Annotated in this window: 18 protein-coding genes; 9 read left to right on the top strand and 9 right to left on the bottom strand. The window is 68.5% G+C overall.

Features of this window, described 5'->3' with window-relative positions:
* Nucleotides 1-8: 8 nt before the first annotated feature.
* From ACCD11_RS12210 to ACCD11_RS12185, 6 genes are read right to left on the bottom strand one after another with little or no spacing between them, the layout of a single operon-like run.
* Nucleotides 9-983, bottom strand: coding sequence for a Bug family tripartite tricarboxylate transporter substrate binding protein (locus tag ACCD11_RS12210; protein ID WP_413314046.1), 975 nt, complete (start codon nt 981-983; stop codon nt 9-11).
* A gap of 40 nt (nt 984-1023) precedes the next feature.
* The gene (locus tag ACCD11_RS12205) at nt 1024-1989 is read right to left on the bottom strand and encodes an MBL fold metallo-hydrolase (RefSeq protein WP_413314045.1); all 966 of its coding nucleotides are present in this window, start codon (nt 1987-1989) and stop codon (nt 1024-1026) included.
* Entirely contained in the window at nt 1986-2204 is a 219-nt protein-coding gene (locus ACCD11_RS12200; protein ID WP_007829071.1) for a DUF2783 domain-containing protein, read from the bottom strand. Before ACCD11_RS12200 ends, ACCD11_RS12205 begins: the two co-directional genes overlap by 4 nt.
* The gene (locus ACCD11_RS12195) at nt 2201-3853 is read right to left on the bottom strand and encodes an FAD-dependent oxidoreductase (protein WP_413314044.1); all 1653 of its coding nucleotides are present in this window, start codon (nt 3851-3853) and stop codon (nt 2201-2203) included. The genes ACCD11_RS12200 and ACCD11_RS12195 overlap by 4 nt, the downstream gene beginning before the upstream one ends.
* Before the next feature lie 7 nt (nt 3854-3860).
* A complete protein-coding gene (locus tag ACCD11_RS12190) occupies nt 3861-4982 on the bottom strand; it encodes an alpha/beta hydrolase family protein (protein WP_413314043.1) in 1122 nt (373 codons plus the stop codon).
* Nucleotides 4975-5511: a VOC family protein gene (locus tag ACCD11_RS12185; RefSeq protein ID WP_413314042.1), complete on the bottom strand. Its 537-nt coding sequence runs from the start codon at nt 5509-5511 to the stop codon at nt 4975-4977. The genes ACCD11_RS12190 and ACCD11_RS12185 overlap by 8 nt, the downstream gene beginning before the upstream one ends.
* A gap of 93 nt (nt 5512-5604) precedes the next feature.
* Between ACCD11_RS12185 and ACCD11_RS12180 the strand changes: the two genes are divergently transcribed.
* The 3 genes from ACCD11_RS12180 (at nt 5605) to pyk (ending at nt 9332) form a co-directional block, all read left to right on the top strand.
* On the top strand, nt 5605-6510 hold the full coding sequence (locus ACCD11_RS12180; RefSeq protein WP_413314041.1) for a LysR family transcriptional regulator: 906 nt from the start codon (nt 5605-5607) through the stop codon (nt 6508-6510).
* A 91-nt stretch (nt 6511-6601) separates the two neighbouring features.
* A complete protein-coding gene (locus ACCD11_RS12175; RefSeq protein WP_413314040.1) occupies nt 6602-7795 on the top strand; it encodes a phosphoglycerate kinase in 1194 nt (397 codons plus the stop codon).
* Between the two features lie 88 nt (nt 7796-7883).
* Entirely contained in the window at nt 7884-9332 is a 1449-nt protein-coding gene (pyk, locus tag ACCD11_RS12170) for a pyruvate kinase (RefSeq protein WP_007829060.1), read from the top strand.
* A gap of 79 nt (nt 9333-9411) precedes the next feature.
* On the opposite strand, the gene ACCD11_RS12165 is transcribed toward pyk, so the two are convergent.
* Nucleotides 9412-10428 carry a 1-aminocyclopropane-1-carboxylate deaminase gene (locus ACCD11_RS12165; protein WP_007829058.1) on the bottom strand — a complete coding sequence of 339 codons (1017 nt, stop codon included), beginning with the start codon at nt 10426-10428 and terminating at the stop codon, nt 9412-9414.
* 136 nt (nt 10429-10564) lie between these two features.
* Between ACCD11_RS12165 and ACCD11_RS12160 the strand changes: the two genes are divergently transcribed.
* The 3 genes from ACCD11_RS12160 (at nt 10565) to ACCD11_RS12150 (ending at nt 13326) form a co-directional block, all read left to right on the top strand.
* Nucleotides 10565-11050, top strand: a complete 486-nt coding sequence (locus tag ACCD11_RS12160) for an Lrp/AsnC family transcriptional regulator (RefSeq protein ID WP_413314039.1) — start codon at nt 10565-10567, stop codon at nt 11048-11050.
* 117 nt (nt 11051-11167) lie between these two features.
* A complete protein-coding gene (fba, locus tag ACCD11_RS12155; RefSeq protein WP_007829054.1) occupies nt 11168-12232 on the top strand; it encodes a class II fructose-bisphosphate aldolase in 1065 nt (354 codons plus the stop codon).
* A 188-nt stretch (nt 12233-12420) separates the two neighbouring features.
* Complete coding sequence (locus tag ACCD11_RS12150) at nt 12421-13326, top strand: phosphoribosylaminoimidazolesuccinocarboxamide synthase (protein WP_413314038.1); 906 nt, start codon at nt 12421-12423, stop codon at nt 13324-13326.
* Nucleotides 13327-13345: 19 nt separating this feature from the next.
* Here ACCD11_RS12150 and ACCD11_RS12145 read toward each other — a convergent pair whose 3' ends face one another.
* Both ACCD11_RS12145 and ACCD11_RS12140 read right to left on the bottom strand, forming a co-directional pair.
* Entirely contained in the window at nt 13346-13798 is a 453-nt protein-coding gene (locus tag ACCD11_RS12145) for an META domain-containing protein (RefSeq protein WP_413314037.1), read from the bottom strand.
* Between the two features lie 131 nt (nt 13799-13929).
* Nucleotides 13930-14850, bottom strand: a complete 921-nt coding sequence (locus ACCD11_RS12140) for a tetratricopeptide repeat protein (RefSeq protein WP_413314036.1) — start codon at nt 14848-14850, stop codon at nt 13930-13932.
* Between the two features lie 36 nt (nt 14851-14886).
* On the opposite strand from ACCD11_RS12140, the gene purE reads away from it, so the two are divergent.
* Genes purE through ACCD11_RS12125 form a run of 3 tightly spaced genes read left to right on the top strand, consistent with a single transcriptional unit; the run spans nt 14887 to nt 17635 of the window.
* The gene (purE, locus tag ACCD11_RS12135; protein ID WP_007829046.1) at nt 14887-15438 is read left to right on the top strand and encodes a 5-(carboxyamino)imidazole ribonucleotide mutase; all 552 of its coding nucleotides are present in this window, start codon (nt 14887-14889) and stop codon (nt 15436-15438) included.
* Entirely contained in the window at nt 15435-16637 is a 1203-nt protein-coding gene (locus ACCD11_RS12130; protein ID WP_413314035.1) for a 5-(carboxyamino)imidazole ribonucleotide synthase, read from the top strand. The genes purE and ACCD11_RS12130 overlap by 4 nt, the downstream gene beginning before the upstream one ends.
* Nucleotides 16634-17635 carry an L-threonylcarbamoyladenylate synthase gene (locus ACCD11_RS12125; RefSeq protein WP_413314034.1) on the top strand — a complete coding sequence of 334 codons (1002 nt, stop codon included), beginning with the start codon at nt 16634-16636 and terminating at the stop codon, nt 17633-17635. The genes ACCD11_RS12130 and ACCD11_RS12125 overlap by 4 nt, the downstream gene beginning before the upstream one ends.
* Nucleotides 17636-17647: the final 12 nt, after the last annotated feature.

The raw sequence follows: 17647 nt of genomic DNA, 5'->3' as shown, positions 1-17647 counted from the left end.
TCGGTTCGTCAATCGAGCTTCACGCCGGCCGTCTTGATGATGTTGCCCCAGCGCCCGCTCTCCGCGCGAGACAGCTTGTAGAAGTCCTGCGGCGTCCCCGGCAGCGCCTCGAAGCCGAAGTCCGCGAACAGCTTCACCACCTTCGGCGCCTTCATCGCCTTGTGCAGTTCGGCGTTGAGCCGCGCCACCGCTTCCGGCGGCATGCCGGCCGGACCGATCAGGCCGTGGAAGGCATAGGCGTTGACGTCGGGAAAGCCGGCCTCGACGAAGGTCGGCACCTCGGACAGGGCGCCCGCGCGCTGCGGCAGCGCAATGGCCAGCACCCGCACCTTGCCCGACTTGATGATCGGCAGGCCCGAGGCCAAGTCCAGCATCATCGTCGGCACCTGGCCGCCCATCACGTCGGTCATGGCCGGCGCGGCGCCCTTGTACGGCACGTGCGTGATGCTCAGGCCGGCCTTCTGCTTGAAGAGTTCCATCGCCATGTGGTGCGGCGAGCCGTTGCCGGGCGAGGCGTAGCTCACCTTGTCGGGGTTGGCCTTCACGTAGCGCACGAACTCCGCCACGTTCTTCGCGGGAAAGTCGGGGTGCACCACCAGCGCCACCGGAAAGCGGCCGATGGTGCCGATGTAGGTGAAGTCGCTCGCGGGCTTGTAGGGCAGCTTGGCGAACATGTGCTCGTTGAAGAGCAGCGCGGCGTTCTCCGCCTGCATGATGGTGTAGCCGTCGGGCTTGGCCTGCATCATCACGCCCACGCCGATGTTGGTGGAAGCGCCCGGCCGGTTGTCGATGATGAGCGGCTGCCCGAGCGACGGCTGCATCGCCTCGGCCAGCGTGCGCGCGAGGTTGTCGGTGCCGCCGCCGGCCACGTAGGGCACGATCCATTTGATCGGCTGGGCGGGATAGGCCGCCGGCTGCGCCGATGCGAGGCCGGCGGCCAGCGCGAAGGCCGAGGCCAGCAGGGGAAGAAAAAATCGCTTCATCGTCTCTTGTCTCCGTTGCTTGTTTTGAAATAGTTTCAGGTCATTCGCCGCGCAAGATTTGCCATAGCTCGCGGTCGCGTTCGGCGGTCCACACCACCGGGTGCTCGATGCCGCGCAGCTCGTCGTAGGCGCGCGAGACATCGAAGGGCAGCACGTGCTGGAACACCGGCCAGTCGCCGAAGCGCGGTGTCATCGCCGCCTCGGCGCGCGCGAAGCAGCCCTTGAGCGTCTCGCCCGCCGCGATGCCGGCCTTCACGCTCTCGAGCAGCGTCGAGAGGAATGCCTTGGTGAGCCCGATGGCCTCGACGCATGCGGCCTCGTCCTGCAGCACGGCGCCACGGCCGGGCACCAGCACGCGCGGCTTCAGAGCCGCCACCGCGTCGAGCGTGCCGGCCCAGTCGCCGATGTAGGCGTCGCCGGCATACACGCCGCAGCGGTTCTCGACCACGTCGCCCGAGAAGAGCACGCCGCAGTCGGGCAGCCACGCGACCGCGTCGCCGCCCGAATGGCCGCGGCCCAGCGACATCAGCCGCAGCTCGCGGCCGCCGCCCAGCGGCAGCGTGGTCTCGCGATCGAAGACCGTCGTGGGAATGGTCAGGCCCGGTATTTCCTCGACGCCCGCGAACAGGCGCGGAAAGCGGCCGACCTCCGAATCGAAATCGGCCTGGCCGCGCGTGCGAATCCAGTAGAGCGTGCCGCTGCTGGCGACGATGTCGCGCACCTCGTCGAAGGCGCTCGCGCCCATCACGCGCACCGCGTGGTAGTGCGTGAGCACGATGGTGCGGATCGGCTTGTCGGTCACCGTGCGGATGGCTGCGAGGAAGTCGCGCGCCATGCGCGGCGTGGGGCGCGTGTCGATCAGCACCACGTGCTCGTCGCCGACGACGAAGCCGCAGTTGGGATCGAAGTCGCTGATGTAGCCGTAGGCGCCGGGCCCGAGCTGCTGCAGCCGGGGCTTCTGCTCGCGCGTGTCGGAGGCGGATGCGAAGGAAACGGTCGTGGTCATGGGGTGTTGTCGTCGTCCGTTGTCGTCGTGGGTTCTTCTTCGGCTGCCGCGCGGATGCAGGCGAGCAGCACGTCCTGGTCGGCGCACTGGTTGGCCAGCAGCAGCACGAGGCGCGCGTTGAGGTCGGCGCTCTGCGCCTCGCTGCGGCCTTCGTGGGCGGCGAGCAGCGCGGCGTAGAAGCCGTCGGGGTCGGGGATGCGGGGCTCGGTGATCATGGGTTGCGCTCGTTGGCGGCCAGTGCGGTGCGCACGGCGGAGGCGATGGCCTGGGGCGTGGCGTTCGCCAGCACGGCGGCTCGGTAGGCGTCGGGACGCACGAGCACGAAGCTGCCCGCGTTGCCAGCGCCGAGATGGGCCGCGAGCTTCTCGTCGGCCTGCAGCGTGGGCAGGCCGCTGTCGCCGCCCACGGCCAGCAGGCGCAGCGGCAAGGAGGCCGTGGCGTCGAGCGCCGCCATCGCCTGCCCGCGCGTCGGCGCGAACCACAGGCCGATGCAATGCGTGCCCTCGGCCAGCAGCTGCATCAGCGTGGTCTCGCGGCCGTCGGACCAACACAGCGGCAGGTTCTGCACCGAGCGCGCGCCTTCGGGCAGCAGCGGCGCGGCGGGGTAGTCGTTGGCGACCGACATGCGGCCGGTGTTCACCAGCGCCCGCGCGAAAGGATGGCGCGCCGCCAGCGCGACCACGGCGCGGCGCAGCGTGTGCTCGGCCGGCGAGCGCGGCGCGAGGAAGCGCGCCGAGCGGCTCGTCACCTGCAGGTTCTGCTTCGCGGCGGGCTGGCGCTCGGCGTCGTAGCTGTCGAGCAGCGCGTCGCCGGCCTTGCCCTGCGCGACCAGCGCGAGCTTCCAGCCGAGGTTGGCCGCGTCCTGGATGCCGCTGTTGCCGCCGCGCGCGCCAAAGGGGCTCACCACGTGCGCCGCGTCGCCGATGAAGAACACGCGGCCGTGGCGGAAGCTGTCGAGCAGGTGGTCGCGGTAGCCGTAGGGGCCGATCCAGACGAACTCGAACTCCACGTCCGGCCCGAGCTGCTCGCGCAGCCGCGCCCCCGCCACCTCGGGCTTGCTGATGTAGGCGGTGTCGCAGTCCTCGGGCATCTGGTAGTCGATGCGCCACACGCCGTCGGCCATCAGGTGCTGCCACACGCCGCGGCCTTCGTTGAAGGGCGCATCCACCCAGGTCCAGCGCTCGGTGGGCAACGGCTTCTTGAAGCGCACGTCGCTGATGCACCAGCGGTCGGTGCTGCGCGAGGAGTGCGTCTCGATGTCGAGCTGCGTGCGGATCGCGCTGTTGGCACCGGTGGCGTCGATCAGCCGGTCGGCCTCGATGGTGTAGCTGCCGGCAGGCGTCTCGACTTCCAGGCGCACGCCGTCGGCGAGCTGCTCCACGCGCGTGACGCGGTTCTTCCAGCGCAGGTCGGTCAGTCCCAGTTCGATGATGCGCTCGACCAGGAACCACTCGATGTAGAACTGCTGCAGGTTGATGAAGGGCGGCTGCCTGGAGACGCTGTTGGCCTGCAGGTTGAAGTTGTAGACCTCCTGCTCGCCGGAGAAGGTGCGCCCGAAGGACCAGGTGATGCCCCTGGCCGCGATGCGCTCGTAGATGCCCAGGCGCTCGAAGATCTCCAGGCTCTTCTGCGCGTAGCAGATGCCGCGCGATGAGGCGCCGCGCACGCCGACGGTGTCGTCCTCGTCCAGCAGCACGGCGCGCACGCCGCGTTGCGCGAGGTCGCAGGCCAGCGTGAGGCCCGAGGGGCCGGCGCCGACGATCACGATCGGATGGCGCGCGGGCTTCGTGTTGCCCAACTCGGGCGGCGGGGTGAAGGGCCAGGCCGGCAGCTCGTAGGCCGGCGCGAAAGCGAAGTTTTCCATGCGTGCCCTACAGCGCGTGCGCGAACTCGGCGATGGCATCCGCCGCCTTCGGAACCAGCTCCGGCTGTCCCGCGAGATAGTGGTTGCCGCCGACGATGTCGACGTTGCGGATGCGCGAGCCGCCCGCGGCCATCCACGCACCGCGCGTGCTCGGGAAGGTGGACTGGTCGCCCGTGTAGGTCAGCAGCAGCTTCGGCACCGTGGTGCGCGCGAGATTCGTCGGCCCGTCGGCCTGCGAGCGCGAGGACCATTGCGAGAGAAAGGCCGTGAGCGAGGTGGTGCGCCCCATCGCGTTGGCCGAGTAGTTCACCTGCCGCGCGTCGCCCCACACGCTGCCGGGCAGGCGGTCGTTGGCGTCGAGCGAGAGGTCCACGCAGCGCGGATCGGCGTGCGTGCGGTAGACGATGAAGGTCTGGTCGCGCGGCGCGCCGGGCGTGTTGCGCAGCAGCGCGAGGCGGTCGAGGCACCACTGCTCGATGCGGTCGAGCCGCGCCTTCTGCGCGGCGCTGAAGCGCGCAAGGAAGTCGCTGTCGTAGGGCACGCGGTGGCGCGCGTCGTACATGTCGAGCTCGGGGTCGACCGAGAGCGGGTCGTGCTCGTCGGTGACCGAGGGGTCGATCCAGTCGCGCATCAGCCGGGTGCGGCCCAGGTGCGCGGCGCACAGGGCGATGCCGTCCACCGGCGGCAGGTCGCTCGGGTGCAGGTGCGTGGGGTCACCGTCGGGCAGGTGCGTGGCCGTGAGTTTTTCGGCCTGCGCCTGGTAGAAGGCCGAGAGCGCTGCGCCGCCCGAGTTGCCGACGAGGAACACCTTCTCGTAGCCGGCCGCGCGCAGGTACTGCACGCCTGCGCCCAGGTCCTGGATGGCGCGCTCCATCAGCAGCACGGTGTCGTTGCCCACGAAGCGCGAGTTGAGGCCCATGCAGCAGATGCCGCGCTCGGCCAGCGGGCCGATCAGGTAGTGGCCCATGAAGTTGCTCGTGGGGTGCATCACGATGGCGGCAATCTTCTTCGGGCCCTGCGGCGCGCGATAGGCGCCGTAGATGCGGGGGCGCAGCAGCTGCAGGCCCGACTGACTCTCCATGGCCGCGCCGGGCTTCACGTCGATGACGGCGAGTTGCAGATCAGGCATTCGATGCACCCCTCGCAGCACGCAGCTCGGCCTTGCGCGCGGTCCATGCATCGAGGTCCGCATGGGCGCGCAGCGCATGCGCGTCCATCTCGGCCTGCGGCACGGTCGGCGTGGTCAGCTCCACGCGGATGCCGTTGGGGTCGAAGAAGTAGATCGACTCGATGATGTGGTGGTCGGTCACGCCCAGCACCTCGACGCCCGCGCCTTCGAGCCGCGCCTTGGCGGCCAGCAGGTCGGCCACCGAGTCCACGCGCAGCGCGATGTGGTTCACCCACGAGGGCGTGTTGGGCGAGGGCAGCGCGGCGACGTCGTCGCCGAGATCGAAGAAGGCGATGTACGAGCCGTCGCGCATGCGGAAGAAGATGTGCACGTAGGGGCAGTACTCGCCCGTGCTCGGCACGTGGTCGCTCTTGATGACGTGGGCCAGCGGCAGGCCCAGCAGGTCTTCGTAGAAGCGGCGGGTTTCCTCGCTGTCGCGGCAGCGCCAGGCGAAATGGTGCAGCCCGCGCACGGGTGGTGGGGTCGGCATGGCTCGTGTTCTCCGGTAAGCCCCCGATTGGGCGATGCGGCGTCTTATGATGCAATCGAAATTAATTCATCAATTGATGAAATAACCATATATATGAACCTGACCCTGCGCCAGCTGCGAGCCTTCGCCGCCGTGGCCGAAAGCGGCAGCTTCACCGCCGCGGCGCAGCAGCTGCACCTCACGCAGTCGGCACTCAGCGTGCTGGTGCGCGAGCTCGAACGCGAAATGGGCGTGCAGCTGCTCGACCGCAACACCCGCAGCGTGCAGCTGTCCGAAGCCGGGCGTGAGTTCCTGCCGTCGGTGCACCGCCTGCTCGGCGACCTGACGAGCGCGGTGGCCGGCGTCACCGATCTTCGTGACAAGAAGAAAGGCTTGTTGCGGCTTGCGGCGCCGCAACTCATGGCCTGCACGCTGATGCCGCGCGTGATCGCGGTCTATCGCGCGCAGTACCCCGACGTCGATGTGCGCCTGGCCGACACGCTGCCCGAGAGCCTGCTGGTGGGCGTGATGGCCGGCGACGTGGAGCTGGCCGTGGGCCAGGACGTGGCCATGGACGGCGCCATCGAACGCCGCACCCTGTTCCGCGACCGCCACTGGCTGATCTGCCCGCCCGACCACGCCTTCGCCAAGCGTCGCAAGGTGCGCTGGCACGAGCTCGGCCCCTACACTTTCATCGCTCCCACACGCGACTTCCGCCAGCGCGTGCTGCCCGAACTGGCGCCGGCCGAGCGCGACTACATGCTGCGTCCCGGCACGCAAGAGGTGTCGTACATGACCACCGCGCTTGGGATGGTGGCCTCGGGGCTCGGGCTCACGGTGTGCCCGACCTACTCCGCGCCGCTGGTGCGCGCGCACGGCCTGCAGATGGTGCGGCTCGAATCGCCCGACTTCCACCGCGAGGTGTGCGTCTACAGCGCGGCGCGGCGCAGCCTTTCGCCGGCCGCCACGGGTTTTGTCGAGATCCTCGAACAGTTCGCCAGGGCGCAGCAAAAGGCCTGAAAAGCATCGGCCCGCGGTAACAGCCGCTCAGGGCGGCGACGGGGCCAAATCTACAATGCAGGCCGACCCGTCTTCCACCTCCTCCAGACCCATGAACGTCATTCGATTCACCGACCTCTGCGCACAGGGCAAGGCCGCCGGCCAGCGCGTCTTCATCCGTGCCGACCTCAACGTGCCGCAGGACGACGCCGGCAACATCACCGAAGACACGCGCGTGCGCGCTTCCGTGCCCTGCATCCAGCTGGCGCTCGACGCCGGCGCGGCCGTGATGGTCACCTCGCACCTGGGCCGCCCGACCGAAGGCGAGTTCAAGCCCGAGGACTCGCTGGCCCCCGTCGCCAGGCGCCTGGGCGAACTGCTCGGCCGCGATGTGCCGCTGGTGGCCAACTGGGTCGACGGCGTCGACGTCAAACCCGGCCAGGTCGTGCTGCTCGAGAACTGCCGCGTCAACAAGGGCGAGAAGAAGAACGACGAGGCGCTGTCCCGCAAGCTCGCCGCGCTCACCGACATCTACGTGAACGACGCCTTCGGCACCGCCCACCGCGCCGAAGCCACCACCTACGGCATCGCGCAGTTCGCCAAGGTGGCCGCGGCGGGCCCGCTGCTGGCGGCCGAGATGGACGCCATCAGCAAGGCGCTGGCGCAGCCCAAGCGGCCGCTGGTGGCCATCGTGGCAGGCTCGAAGGTCAGCACCAAGCTCACCATCCTCAAGAGCCTGTCGGCCAACGTCGATCAGCTGATCGTCGGCGGCGGCATCGCCAACACCTTCATGCTGGCGGCCGGCCTGAAGATCGGCAAGTCGCTGGCCGAGCCCGATCTGGTCGGCCAGGCCAAGGCGGTGATCGAGGCGATGCGTGCGCGCGGTGCCGACGTGCCGATCCCGGTGGACGTGGTCACGGCCAAGACCTTCGCGGCCGATGCGGCCGCCACCGTCAAGGATGCGAACGACGTGGCCGACGACGACCTGATCCTGGACATCGGCCCCAAGACCGCCGCGATCCTGGCCGCGCAACTGCGCGAAGCCGGCACCATCGTCTGGAACGGCCCCGTGGGCGTGTTCGAGTTCGACGCGTTCGCGGGCGGCACCAAGGCCATCGCGCAAGCCATCGCTGACAGCAGCGCCTTCTCGATCGCCGGCGGCGGCGACACGCTCGCGGCCATCGCCAAGTACGGCATCGAGAAGCAGGTCGGCTACATCTCGACCGGCGGCGGTGCCTTCCTCGAAGTGCTGGAAGGCAAGACCCTGCCGGCCTTCGAAATCCTGGCCAAGCGCGCGGCGGGTTGATCCCGGCGGGCGGGGAATCTCACGAGGGTGACTTCCGTCAGACACACAAAGTGTATACAGTAGCGAATACAAAACGGAGACTACCTTCATGAGCACGGACCGCATCCCCCGCCACGCCACCAAGATCGTTGCCACGCTCGGTCCGGCGTCCAACACGCCGGAACTGCTGGAAAAGATGATCCTGGCCAAGGTCAGCGTGGTGCGGCTGAACTTCAGCCACGGCACGGCGCAGGACCACATCGACCGCGCCGCAATGGTGCGCGAAGCCGCCCGCAAGACGGGCCGCGAAGTGGCCATCATGGCCGACCTGCAAGGCCCCAAGATCCGCGTCGGCAAGTTCGCGCAGGGCAAGGTCTGGCTGGAGCCGGGCGCCAAGTTCGTGCTCGACGCCTCGCGCACCGAGCCCGGCGACGCCGATGCCGTGGGCCTCGACTACAAGGACCTGCCGCGCGACGTGAAGCCAGGCGACAGGCTGCTGCTGAACGACGGCCTGATCGTGCTCACGGTGGACGCCGTCAAGGGCGAGGCCGTGCACACCACCGTCAAGCTGGGCGGCGAGCTGTCGAACAACAAGGGCATCAACAAGCAGGGCGGCGGCCTCACCGCCCCCGCGCTCACGGCCAAGGACATGGAGGACATCAAGACCGCGATGAGCTTCCAGGCCGACTACGTGGCCGTGAGCTTCCCGAAGAACGCCACCGACATGGAGATGGCGCGCCAGCTGTGCAACGTGGCGGCGGCCGAGTTCGGCCACAAGCCCGGCATGATCGCCAAGATCGAGCGCGCCGAGGCCATTCCGAAGCTGGAGGAAATCCTGCGCGCCAGCGACGGCATCATGGTCGCGCGCGGCGACCTCGCGGTGGAAGTCGGCAATGCCGCCGTGCCGGCGCTGCAGAAGAAGATGATCCGCATGGCGCGCGACATGGACAAGGTGGTGATCACCGCGACCCAGATGATGGAGTCGATGATCACCAACCCCGTGCCCACGCGCGCCGAGGTCAGCGACGTGGCCAACGCCGTGCTCGACGGCACCGACGCCGTGATGCTCTCGGCCGAGACCGCCTCGGGGCGCTATCCGCTCGAAACCGTGCAGGAGATGAGCCGCATCTGCGAAGCCGCCGAAGGGGCCGAGGACAAGACGCTCGACGCCGACTTCAGCGGCAAGACCTACAGCCGCATCGACCAGTCGATCGCCATGGGTGCGCTGTTCACGGCCCACCACCTGGGTGCCAAGGCCATCGTGGCGCTGACCGAATCGGGCGCCACGCTGCTGTGGATGAGCCGCCACCGCGCGCACATTCCCATGTACGCGCTGACCTCGCGGCTGGCCACGCAGCGCAAGCTGGCGCTGTACCGCAATGTGCGCCCGCTGCTGATGGACTCGCAGACCGACCGCGACACCGCGCTCGAACAGGCCGAGGCCCATCTGAAGAAGCGCGGCATCGTGCAGAGCGGCGACGTCTACGCGATCACCTGCGGCGAACCCATGGGTGCCCCGGGCGGCACCAACATGCTCAAGATCTGCAGGGCGAGCTAGGCACTCCCCCAGGCTTCGCGCCCTCGCCGGGGGCAACACCTGCGGCCCGGCAAAGCCGGTTCCGCGGTGTTCCTGGCGCTCAACCGTTTCTGAAGAGGAAGCTGTAGGCGTTCAGGGCCGGCACGCCGCCCAGGTGCGCGTACAGCACCTTCGAGCCGGCCGGGAATTCGCCCAGCCGCACCTTCTCGATCATCCCGTGCATCGACTTGCCCTCGTACACGGGGTCGGTCAGCATGCCTTCGAAGCGCGCGCACAGGCGGATGGCCTCCAGCGTGCCGTCATTCGGCAGCCCGTACTCGGGGCCGCCGAAGCGGCGGTCGAGCACCACGTCCTTTTCGGTGATGTCGCGGCCCAGCTCGACCAGCTCGGCCGTGTTCTTCGCAATGCGAAGGATCTGGTCGTAGGTCTGCTGCGGCTTGGCCGAGGCGTCGATGCCGATCACGCGGTCGGCGCGGCCGTCGGCCGCGAAGCCCACCACCATGCCGGCCTGCGTGCTGCCGGTGACCGAGCAGACCACGACGTAGTCGAACTTGAAGCCCAGCTCGGCTTCCTGCTGGCGTACTTCCTCGGCGAAGGCCACGAAGCCGAGCCCGCCGCGCGGGTGTTCCGAGCAGCCCGCGGGAATCGGGAACGGCTTGCCGCCGGCCTTGCGCACGCTTTCCATCGCGTCTTCCCAGCTCTTGCGGATGCCGATGTCGAAGCCCGCCGCATCGAGCCGCACGTCGGCACCGAGGATGCGTGACATCTCGATGTTGCCGACCCGGTCGTAGACCGCATCCGAGTAGTTGACCCAATTTTCCTGCACCAGCACGCATTTCATCCCGAGGTGCGCGGCCACGGCGGCGACCTGCCGCGTCTGGTTCGACTGGATGCCGCCGATGGACACCAGCGTGTCGTAGCCGCCCTCGAGCGCCTCGGGAATCAGGTACTCGAGCTTGCGCGTCTTGTTGCCGCCGAAGGCCAGGCCGCTGTTGCAGTCCTCGCGCTTGGCATACAGGTCGACCTTGCCGCCGAGGTGTGCGCTCAGCCGCTTCAGCGGGTGGATCGGCGAGGGGCCGAAGGTCAGGGCGTGGCGGGGAAACTTCTTGAGGTTCATGACGGAGGCTCCAGTGCGTTGAGGCCTTCGATCGTAGGAAGAACGGCTCGCAACGTGCTTGCGAAATTTTCTGGATTCGATCGACAAAAAAATGCACGATGACCAGATTGAATGTTTTTATTCGGTAGAAAAAGTAATGAACACAACAAAATTGCGTATTCCGTCGGAGCTGGATCGCACCGACCGTGCCATCCTTCGCGCCCTGCAGCGCGACGCCTCGCTGTCGAACGTGGCACTGGCCGCCAAGGTCAACCTCAGCGCCGCCGCCTGCCTGCGCCGCGTCGAGCGGCTCAAGGCGGCGGGGCTCATCAAGGGCATCGTCGCGCTGCTCGACCCCGACGCGCTCGACCTCGGCATGCTCGTGATGATCGGCGTGGTGCTCGACCGCTCCACGCCCGATTCCTTCGCCGACTTCGAGAAGGCCGCGCAGAAAGTGCCGGGCTGCCTCGAATGCCACGTGGTCACGGGCGAGTTCGACTACTTCATGCTCGTGCGCACGCGCGACAGCGACAGCTTCAACCGCCTGCATGCCGAGCAGCTGCTGTACTTGCCGGGCGTGCGGCAGATCAGGACCTTCGTGGTGCTCAAGCAGGTGCTGTCGACCACGCAGCTGCCGATCTGAGGTGCGGGCGCCAAATCGGCGTCAGTGCCGTCCCACAAGGGGGCTCGGTAGAATTGCGGCAGTTTTCTCTCGTCTTCCCGCCTTCTTCTTCCCCTAATTCCAGCGAGGTATTTCCCCATGGCACTCGTCTCGATGCGCGAACTGCTCGACCATGCCGCAGCCAATGGCTACGGCATTCCGGCCTTCAACGTCAACAACCTCGAACAGGTCCAGGCCGTGATGGAGGCCGCCAAGGAAACGGGCGCGCCCGTCATCCTTCAAGCCAGTGCAGGCGCGCGCAAGTACGCCGGCGAAGCCTTCATCAAGCACCTGATCCAGGCCGCCATCGAGCAGTACCCGAACATCCCGCTGGTGATGCACCAGGACCACGGCCAGAGCCCGGCCATCTGCCAGGGCGCCATCGACCTGGGCTTCTCCTCCGTCATGATGGACGGCTCGCTGCACGAGGACGGCAAGACGCCGGCCTCGTTCGACTACAACGTCGACGTGACCCGCAAGGTGGTCCAGCTGGCACACAAGGTCGGCGTGACCGTCGAGGGCGAGCTGGGTTGCCTGGGTTCGCTCGAAACCGGCCTGGCCGGTGAAGAAGACGGCATCGGCGCCGAAGGCGTGCTCGACCACTCGGCCCTGCTGACCGACCCGGAAGAAGCCGCCCAGTTCGTCAAGGCCACGCAGCTCGACGCGCTGGCCATCGCTATCGGCACCAGCCACGGCGCTTACAAGTTCACGCGCAAGCCCACGGGCGACATCCTGTCGATTTCGCGCGTGAAGGAAATCCACGCCCGCCTGCCCAACACCCACCTGGTGATGCACGGCTCGTCGTCGGTGCCGCAGGACCTGCTGGAAATCATCCGCAAGCACGGCGGCAACATGAAGGAAACCTACGGCGTGCCGGTCGAGGAAATCCAGGAAGCCATCAAGTACGGCGTGCGCAAGATCAACATCGACACCGACATCCGCCTGGCCATGACCGGCGCGGTGCGCAAGTTCCTGGCCGAGAACCCCGAGAAGTTCGACGCCCGCGAGTGGCTCAAGCCCGCGCGCGAAGCCGCCAAGCAGATCTGCAAGCAGCGCTACATCGAGTTCGGCTGCGAAGGCCAGGGCGCCAAGATCAAGGGCGACAGCCTGCAAGTCGTCGCTGCCAAGTACGCCAAGGGCGAACTGGCGCAAGAAGTCATTTAACCAAGCTCGCCCCCAGGCTGCGCGCACTTCGTGTCGCTTCGCCTACCCCCTACCGGGGGCGGCCGTGCGCGGCGGCCCTCCCGAATGATTGGGGGCTTTTTTCGCGATCTGCGGGCCACCGTCGATGGTGGCTTTTTTCTGCGCGCACAATCCGAATTCCGCTATCCCGTTTTCACCGCAACTGCCTCATGACCACCGTCCACACCTCCTCCATCCAGAGCCTGCCCCTGCTTGCGCGCGGCAAGGTGCGCGACAACTACGCCGTCGGCGAAGACCGCATCCTGATGGTCGCGAGCGACCGGCTCAGCGCCTTCGACGTGATCATGGGCGAGCCCATTCCCGGCAAGGGCGAGATCCTCACGCAGATGGCGCTGTGGTGGTTCGACCGGCTCGGCCAGCTGTGTCCCAACCACCTGACCGGTGATGCGCCCGAGAGCGCGGTCACGCCCGACGAGGTGCCGCAGGTCACGGGCCGCTCGATGCTGGTCAAGCGGCTGAAGCCGATCCCGGTCGAGGCCGTGGTGCGCGGCTACCTCGCCGGCAGCGGCTGGAAGGAATACCAGGAGAGCCGCTCGGTCTGCGGCGTGCCGCTGGCCGAAGGCCTGACCAACGCCAGCAAGCTGCCGCGCCCGATCTTCACGCCCGCAGCCAAGGCCGCGGCCGGCGAGCACGACGAGAACATCAGCTACGAGCGCGTGGTCGAGATCGTCGGCCCCAAGCTGGCCCAGCAGATCCGCGAGACCAGCATCGAGATCTACGAAACCGCCGCTCAGATCGCGCTGGCCAAGGGGATGATCATTGCCGACACCAAGTTCGAGTTCGGCCTGGACGAAGCCGGCACGCTGGTGCTGATGGACGAGGTGCTCACGCCCGACAGCTCGCGCTACTGGCCGGTCGAGGGCTACGAGGCCGCGCTGGCCGCCGGCACCAACCCGCCGAGCTACGACAAGCAGTTCGTGCGCGACTGGCTCGAAGCCACCAAGATCAACGGCAAGCCCTGGGACAAGACGCCCCCGGCGCCGCGCCTGCCGGCCGAGGTCATCGAGAAGACGGCGGCCAAGTACCGCGAGGCGCTGGAGCGCCTGACGGGCTGATTCCGGGCTTTTTCTTCTTTCAGCGCCCGCTGGTGCTCAGCGTTGCCACGGCGCGCCCGCTGGCGTTGAGCAGCGCAAGGCGTTCGGGGCCCGCAAGGCTGTAGCTCGCGGTGCTCTGCAGGGCGGAAATGAACTGCGCCTCGTTGGCGCCGCGTGCCGGGTCGGCGCAGGCCATGCGGGTCGAGGCCAGCTGGCCGATCTTCAGGGAGATGCCGCTGCGCGTGAACGTGCCCGAAAGGCGATTGCAGCCGCCCGAGCCGCTGAGGCGTCCGCTGCTGCGGTCGAACTGCACCTGCGCGCCGCTGCCGGGCGCGACGGGCTCGTCGCCCAGCTGAACCAGTTGCCAGGCGGGCCCTTCGATCGGCTCGTCGAGGCTGATGCCGCTCCCGCAGCCGGCCAACGCGGCCAGCAGCGCCGTCGCGGCGAGAACGGGGGGCGCGGTGCGGCGGGCGAGGCGGACGAAGGAACGCATGGCTGGTCTTTCCTTTTCGAATTTGCAACAAGTTGAATCGGGCGTGATCGTATGCGACGAGGCGCCGCTCGCCAATGCCGCTGCGTTCACAGGGAGGCCATGAAAAAAGCGGCCCGCAGGCCGCTTTCGCATCAGCTCAGCACCACGCTGCTCAGGCGGCGCCGGTAGGTTGCCACCACCGGATCGTCCGGCGGAATCTGCCCGTCGGCCACCTTCACCTTCGGCGGCTCGATCACATCGAGGATCGCGATGTAGGTCTTGCGGGCGAGGTCTTCGTTCCAGGTCTTGTCGCGCATCAGGATGTCGAGCAGCTCGTCCATGGCGTCGGTCCAGCGCTGCGCGGCCATCAGCAGGCGGGCGCGGCCGAAGCGAGCGTCGAAGTCGCGCTTGTTGGCGGCGATCTTCGCCTCGAAATCAGCCATCGCGGGCGCCGTGCCTGCAGGTGGTGCTGCGAAATCGATAGCGTCCATCCAGCGCTGCAGCGCATCGAGGCGGCGCACCAGCGTGGTCTTGGCGATCACCGGCGCAAAGGCCACCTTGGCGTCGTCGTGGCGGCCTTCCTGCAGCAGCAGCTTGATGTAGTCGAAGCGGGCGTCGTCGTTGGCCGGGTCGGTGGCCACGGCGTGCTGCAGTCTTTCGAGGGCGCCCCCGGTGTCGCCTTCGGCCAGAGCTTCCTGCGCGGCGGCTTCCTCCGAGGCGGCCTCGGCCTCGTCGGCGCCCGGCACGTGCTTGTCGAGGAACTCGCGGATCTTCTCGGCCGGGATGGCGCCGACGAAGCCGTCCACCGGCTGGCCGTCCTTGAACATCACGCAGAACGGGATGCTGCGCACGCCGAACATCTCCGACAACTGCGAAGAAATCTGCGGCACCTCGTCGGCGTCGAGCTTGGCCAGCGTGAAGCGGCCGGCGTACTCGACCTCGAGCTTTTCGAGCACCGGGCCGAGCTGTTTGCAGGGGCCGCACCATTCGGCCCAGATGTCCAGCAGCACCGGCGTGGCGACGGAGCCTTCGATCAGTTCGGCCTGGAAATTTTCGAGAGTGATGTCGATCATCGGAACCAACTGAGGGTGAAACGTAAAATTGAAACCATGAACGAAACCATTCAGGTCGGTGTAGTGATGGGCTCGAACTCCGATTGGGAGACGATGCGCAACGCGGTCGAGATTCTCCAGCAATTCGGAATCGGGCACGAAGCCAAGGTGGTCTCGGCCCACCGGATGCCCGATGCGCTGTTCGCATACGCCGAAAGCGCCGCCGGGCGCGGGCTCACGGCGATCATCGCGGGCGCGGGCGGCGCGGCGCACCTGCCGGGCATGCTGGCCTCGAAAACCACGGTGCCGGTACTCGGCGTGCCGGTGGCCAGCCGCCACCTGCAGGGCGTCGATTCGCTCTACAGCATCGTGCAGATGCCCAAGGGCGTGCCGGTGGCCACCTTCGCCATCGGCAATGCCGGCGCGGCCAACGCGGCGCTGTTCGCGGTGTCGATGCTGGCGGTGAACGATCCGGCTCTGCGCGCGAAGCTCGACGCCTTCCGCACGGCGCAGACCGCCGCCGCCGAGGCCATGACGCTGCCGCCGGCCCCCGCCGCGGAGACGCCCCCCGTTTCTCCTTTCTCGCCGCAAGGCGGAGGTGCCCTGTGAGCCAGAACGGCGACCTGCCCATTCTTCCGGGCGCCACGCTCGGCGTGCTCGGCGGCGGCCAGCTGGGGCGCATGTTCGCCCACGCGGCCCAGCGCATGGGCTACTTCACGGCGGTGCTCGACCCCGACACCGACAGCCCCGCCGGCCGCGTGAGCCACCATCACATCCACACCGACTACGACGACATCGACGGCCTCGCCCGGCTCGCGGGCCTGGCCGACGCGGTGACGACCGAGTTCGAGAACGTGCCGGCGCCCTCGTTGGAGCACCTCGCGGTCGCACGGCCGGTGTCGCCCGGCGCCTCGGCCATCGCCATCGCGCAGGACCGCATCGCCGAGAAGGCCCATTTCACCCGCTGCGGCGTGCCCTGCGCGCCTTACGCGGCCATCGAGACCGCGGCGCAGCTCGCTGCCGTCGACGACGGCCTGCTGCCCGGCATCCTGAAGACCGCGCGGCTGGGCTACGACGGCAAGGGCCAGCAGCGCGTGAAGACGCGCGCCGAACTGGTCGATGCCTGGCAGGCCACGGGCTGCGTGCCCTGCGTGCTCGAGAAGATGCTGCCGCTCGAATTCGAATGCTCGGTCATCCTCGCGCGCAGCCGCGACGGCCAGATCGTGCACTTCCCGCCGCAGCGCAACCTGCACCGCGACGGCATCCTCGCCGTCACCGAGGTGCATCCGCAGAACATGCCGAAGACGGTGGCGCAGGGCGCGGTCAATTCGGCCAAGAGCATCGCCAACGGTTTGGACTACGTCGGCGTGCTGTGCGTCGAGTTCTTCGCGCTGGCCGACGGCTCGCTGGTCGTCAACGAGATGGCACCGCGCCCGCACAACAGCGGCCACTACACGATGGAAGCCTGTGACGTGTCGCAGTTCGAGCTGCAGGTGCGCACGCTCGCCGGCCTGCCGCTGGCCGCGCCGCGCCAGCACAGTCCCGCGATCATGCTGAACCTGCTGGGCGACCTGTGGTTCCCCGCGGGCGATGACAAGTCCGCCAAGCCCGAATCGCCGCGCTGGAGCGAAGTGCTTGCGCTGCCGGGCGTGCATCTGCACCTCTACGGAAAGATCGACCCGCGGCGCGGCCGCAAGATGGGCCACCTCACGCTCACCGGCGCCACGCTCGAAGCCGTGCGCACCACGGCCTCGCAGGCCGCGCAGCTGCTGGGCCTGCCGGCGGTGATCACCGCCGACCTCGCATGATCCTCGACGGCCGCTCCACCGAAGCCATCGCCGAGGCCACGCGCGTGCTGCGCGCGGGCGGGCTGGTCGCGTTCCCGACCGAGACCGTCTACGGGCTGGGCGCAGACGCGAGCAGCGACATGGCCGTGGCCGGCATCTTCAAGGCCAAGGGGCGGCCCGCCGACCACCCGCTGATCGTCCACGTGGCGGCCGGCATCAAGGGCACCGAGTCGCTGTCGCGCTTCGCCCAGCCGCTGCCGCTTTTCGCGCAGAAGCTCGTGCAGGTCTTCTGGCCCGGTCCGCTCACGCTGATCGTCACGCGCCAGCCCGGCGTGGGCGCGGCGGCGGCGGGCGGGCAGGACACCATCGGCCTGCGCTGCCCTTCGCATCCCGTGGCGCAGGCGCTGCTCGAAGCCTGCGCCGAGCAGGGCGTGCCCGGCCTCGCGGGGCCGAGCGCCAACCGCTTCGGCCGGGTCAGCCCGACCACGGCGCAGCATGTGTTCGACGAGTTCGGCGATGCGCTGCTGGTTGTCGACGGCGGCGCGTGCGAGGTCGGCATCGAGTCGACCATCGTCGACTGCAGCCGCGGCGCGCCCGTGCTGCTGCGGCCGGGCGTGATCACGCGCGCGCAGATCGAGGCGGCTTGCGGCGAGAAGCTCGCCGACCGCGAAGTGCTCGAAACACCCGACCCGCGGGCCTCGGGCACGCTGGAGGCGCACTACGCCCCGAATGCCAAGGTGCGCCTGATGGACGCCAAGGCCATCCAGGCCGGCCTCGACGTGCTGGGCGCCAACGCCGCGCACATCGCCGTCTGGTCGCGAGCCCCGATGCGCAGCCGCTCGCAGCGCGTGCTGCTGCGGCGCATGCCCGACGACGCGGCGGCGAGCGCCCAGCTGCTGTTCGCGGTGCTGCGCGAGTTCGATGCGCAGGGTGTCAAGCTGATCTGGGTCGAGTCGCCGCCCGACACGCACGAGTGGGAAGGCGTGCGAGATCGCTTGCAGCGCGCATCTGCGGCCTGATCCAGGCTAACC

Source organism: Variovorax sp. Varisp36, assembly GCF_047304235.1.
Classification (GTDB): domain Bacteria; phylum Pseudomonadota; class Gammaproteobacteria; order Burkholderiales; family Burkholderiaceae_C; genus Variovorax.
The sequence above is the reverse complement of the archived record's forward strand: the minus strand, read 5'-3'. Positions and strand labels throughout refer to the sequence as shown.

Excerpts from the sequence above, each read along its gene's own strand:
- ACCD11_RS12210 (WP_413314046.1), bottom strand. The coding sequence starts at position 983 with ATGAAGCGATTTTTTCTTCCCCTGCTGGCCTCGGCCTTCGCGCTGGCC.
- ACCD11_RS12205 (WP_413314045.1), bottom strand. The coding sequence starts at position 1,989 with ATGACCACGACCGTTTCCTTCGCATCCGCCTCCGACACGCGCGAGCAG.
- ACCD11_RS12200 (WP_007829071.1), bottom strand. The coding sequence starts at position 2,204 with ATGATCACCGAGCCCCGCATCCCCGACCCCGACGGCTTCTACGCCGCG.
- ACCD11_RS12195 (WP_413314044.1), bottom strand. The coding sequence starts at position 3,853 with ATGGAAAACTTCGCTTTCGCGCCGGCCTACGAGCTGCCGGCCTGGCCC.
- ACCD11_RS12190 (WP_413314043.1), bottom strand. The coding sequence starts at position 4,982 with ATGCCTGATCTGCAACTCGCCGTCATCGACGTGAAGCCCGGCGCGGCC.
- ACCD11_RS12185 (WP_413314042.1), bottom strand. The coding sequence starts at position 5,511 with ATGCCGACCCCACCACCCGTGCGCGGGCTGCACCATTTCGCCTGGCGC.
- ACCD11_RS12180 (WP_413314041.1), top strand. The coding sequence starts at position 5,605 with ATGAACCTGACCCTGCGCCAGCTGCGAGCCTTCGCCGCCGTGGCCGAA.
- ACCD11_RS12175 (WP_413314040.1), top strand. The coding sequence starts at position 6,602 with ATGAACGTCATTCGATTCACCGACCTCTGCGCACAGGGCAAGGCCGCC.
- pyk (WP_007829060.1), top strand. The coding sequence starts at position 7,884 with ATGAGCACGGACCGCATCCCCCGCCACGCCACCAAGATCGTTGCCACG.
- ACCD11_RS12165 (WP_007829058.1), bottom strand. The coding sequence starts at position 10,428 with ATGAACCTCAAGAAGTTTCCCCGCCACGCCCTGACCTTCGGCCCCTCG.
- ACCD11_RS12160 (WP_413314039.1), top strand. The coding sequence starts at position 10,565 with ATGAACACAACAAAATTGCGTATTCCGTCGGAGCTGGATCGCACCGAC.
- fba (WP_007829054.1), top strand. The coding sequence starts at position 11,168 with ATGGCACTCGTCTCGATGCGCGAACTGCTCGACCATGCCGCAGCCAAT.
- ACCD11_RS12150 (WP_413314038.1), top strand. The coding sequence starts at position 12,421 with ATGACCACCGTCCACACCTCCTCCATCCAGAGCCTGCCCCTGCTTGCG.
- ACCD11_RS12145 (WP_413314037.1), bottom strand. The coding sequence starts at position 13,798 with ATGCGTTCCTTCGTCCGCCTCGCCCGCCGCACCGCGCCCCCCGTTCTC.
- ACCD11_RS12140 (WP_413314036.1), bottom strand. The coding sequence starts at position 14,850 with ATGATCGACATCACTCTCGAAAATTTCCAGGCCGAACTGATCGAAGGC.
- purE (WP_007829046.1), top strand. The coding sequence starts at position 14,887 with ATGAACGAAACCATTCAGGTCGGTGTAGTGATGGGCTCGAACTCCGAT.
- ACCD11_RS12125 (WP_413314034.1), top strand. The coding sequence starts at position 16,634 with ATGATCCTCGACGGCCGCTCCACCGAAGCCATCGCCGAGGCCACGCGC.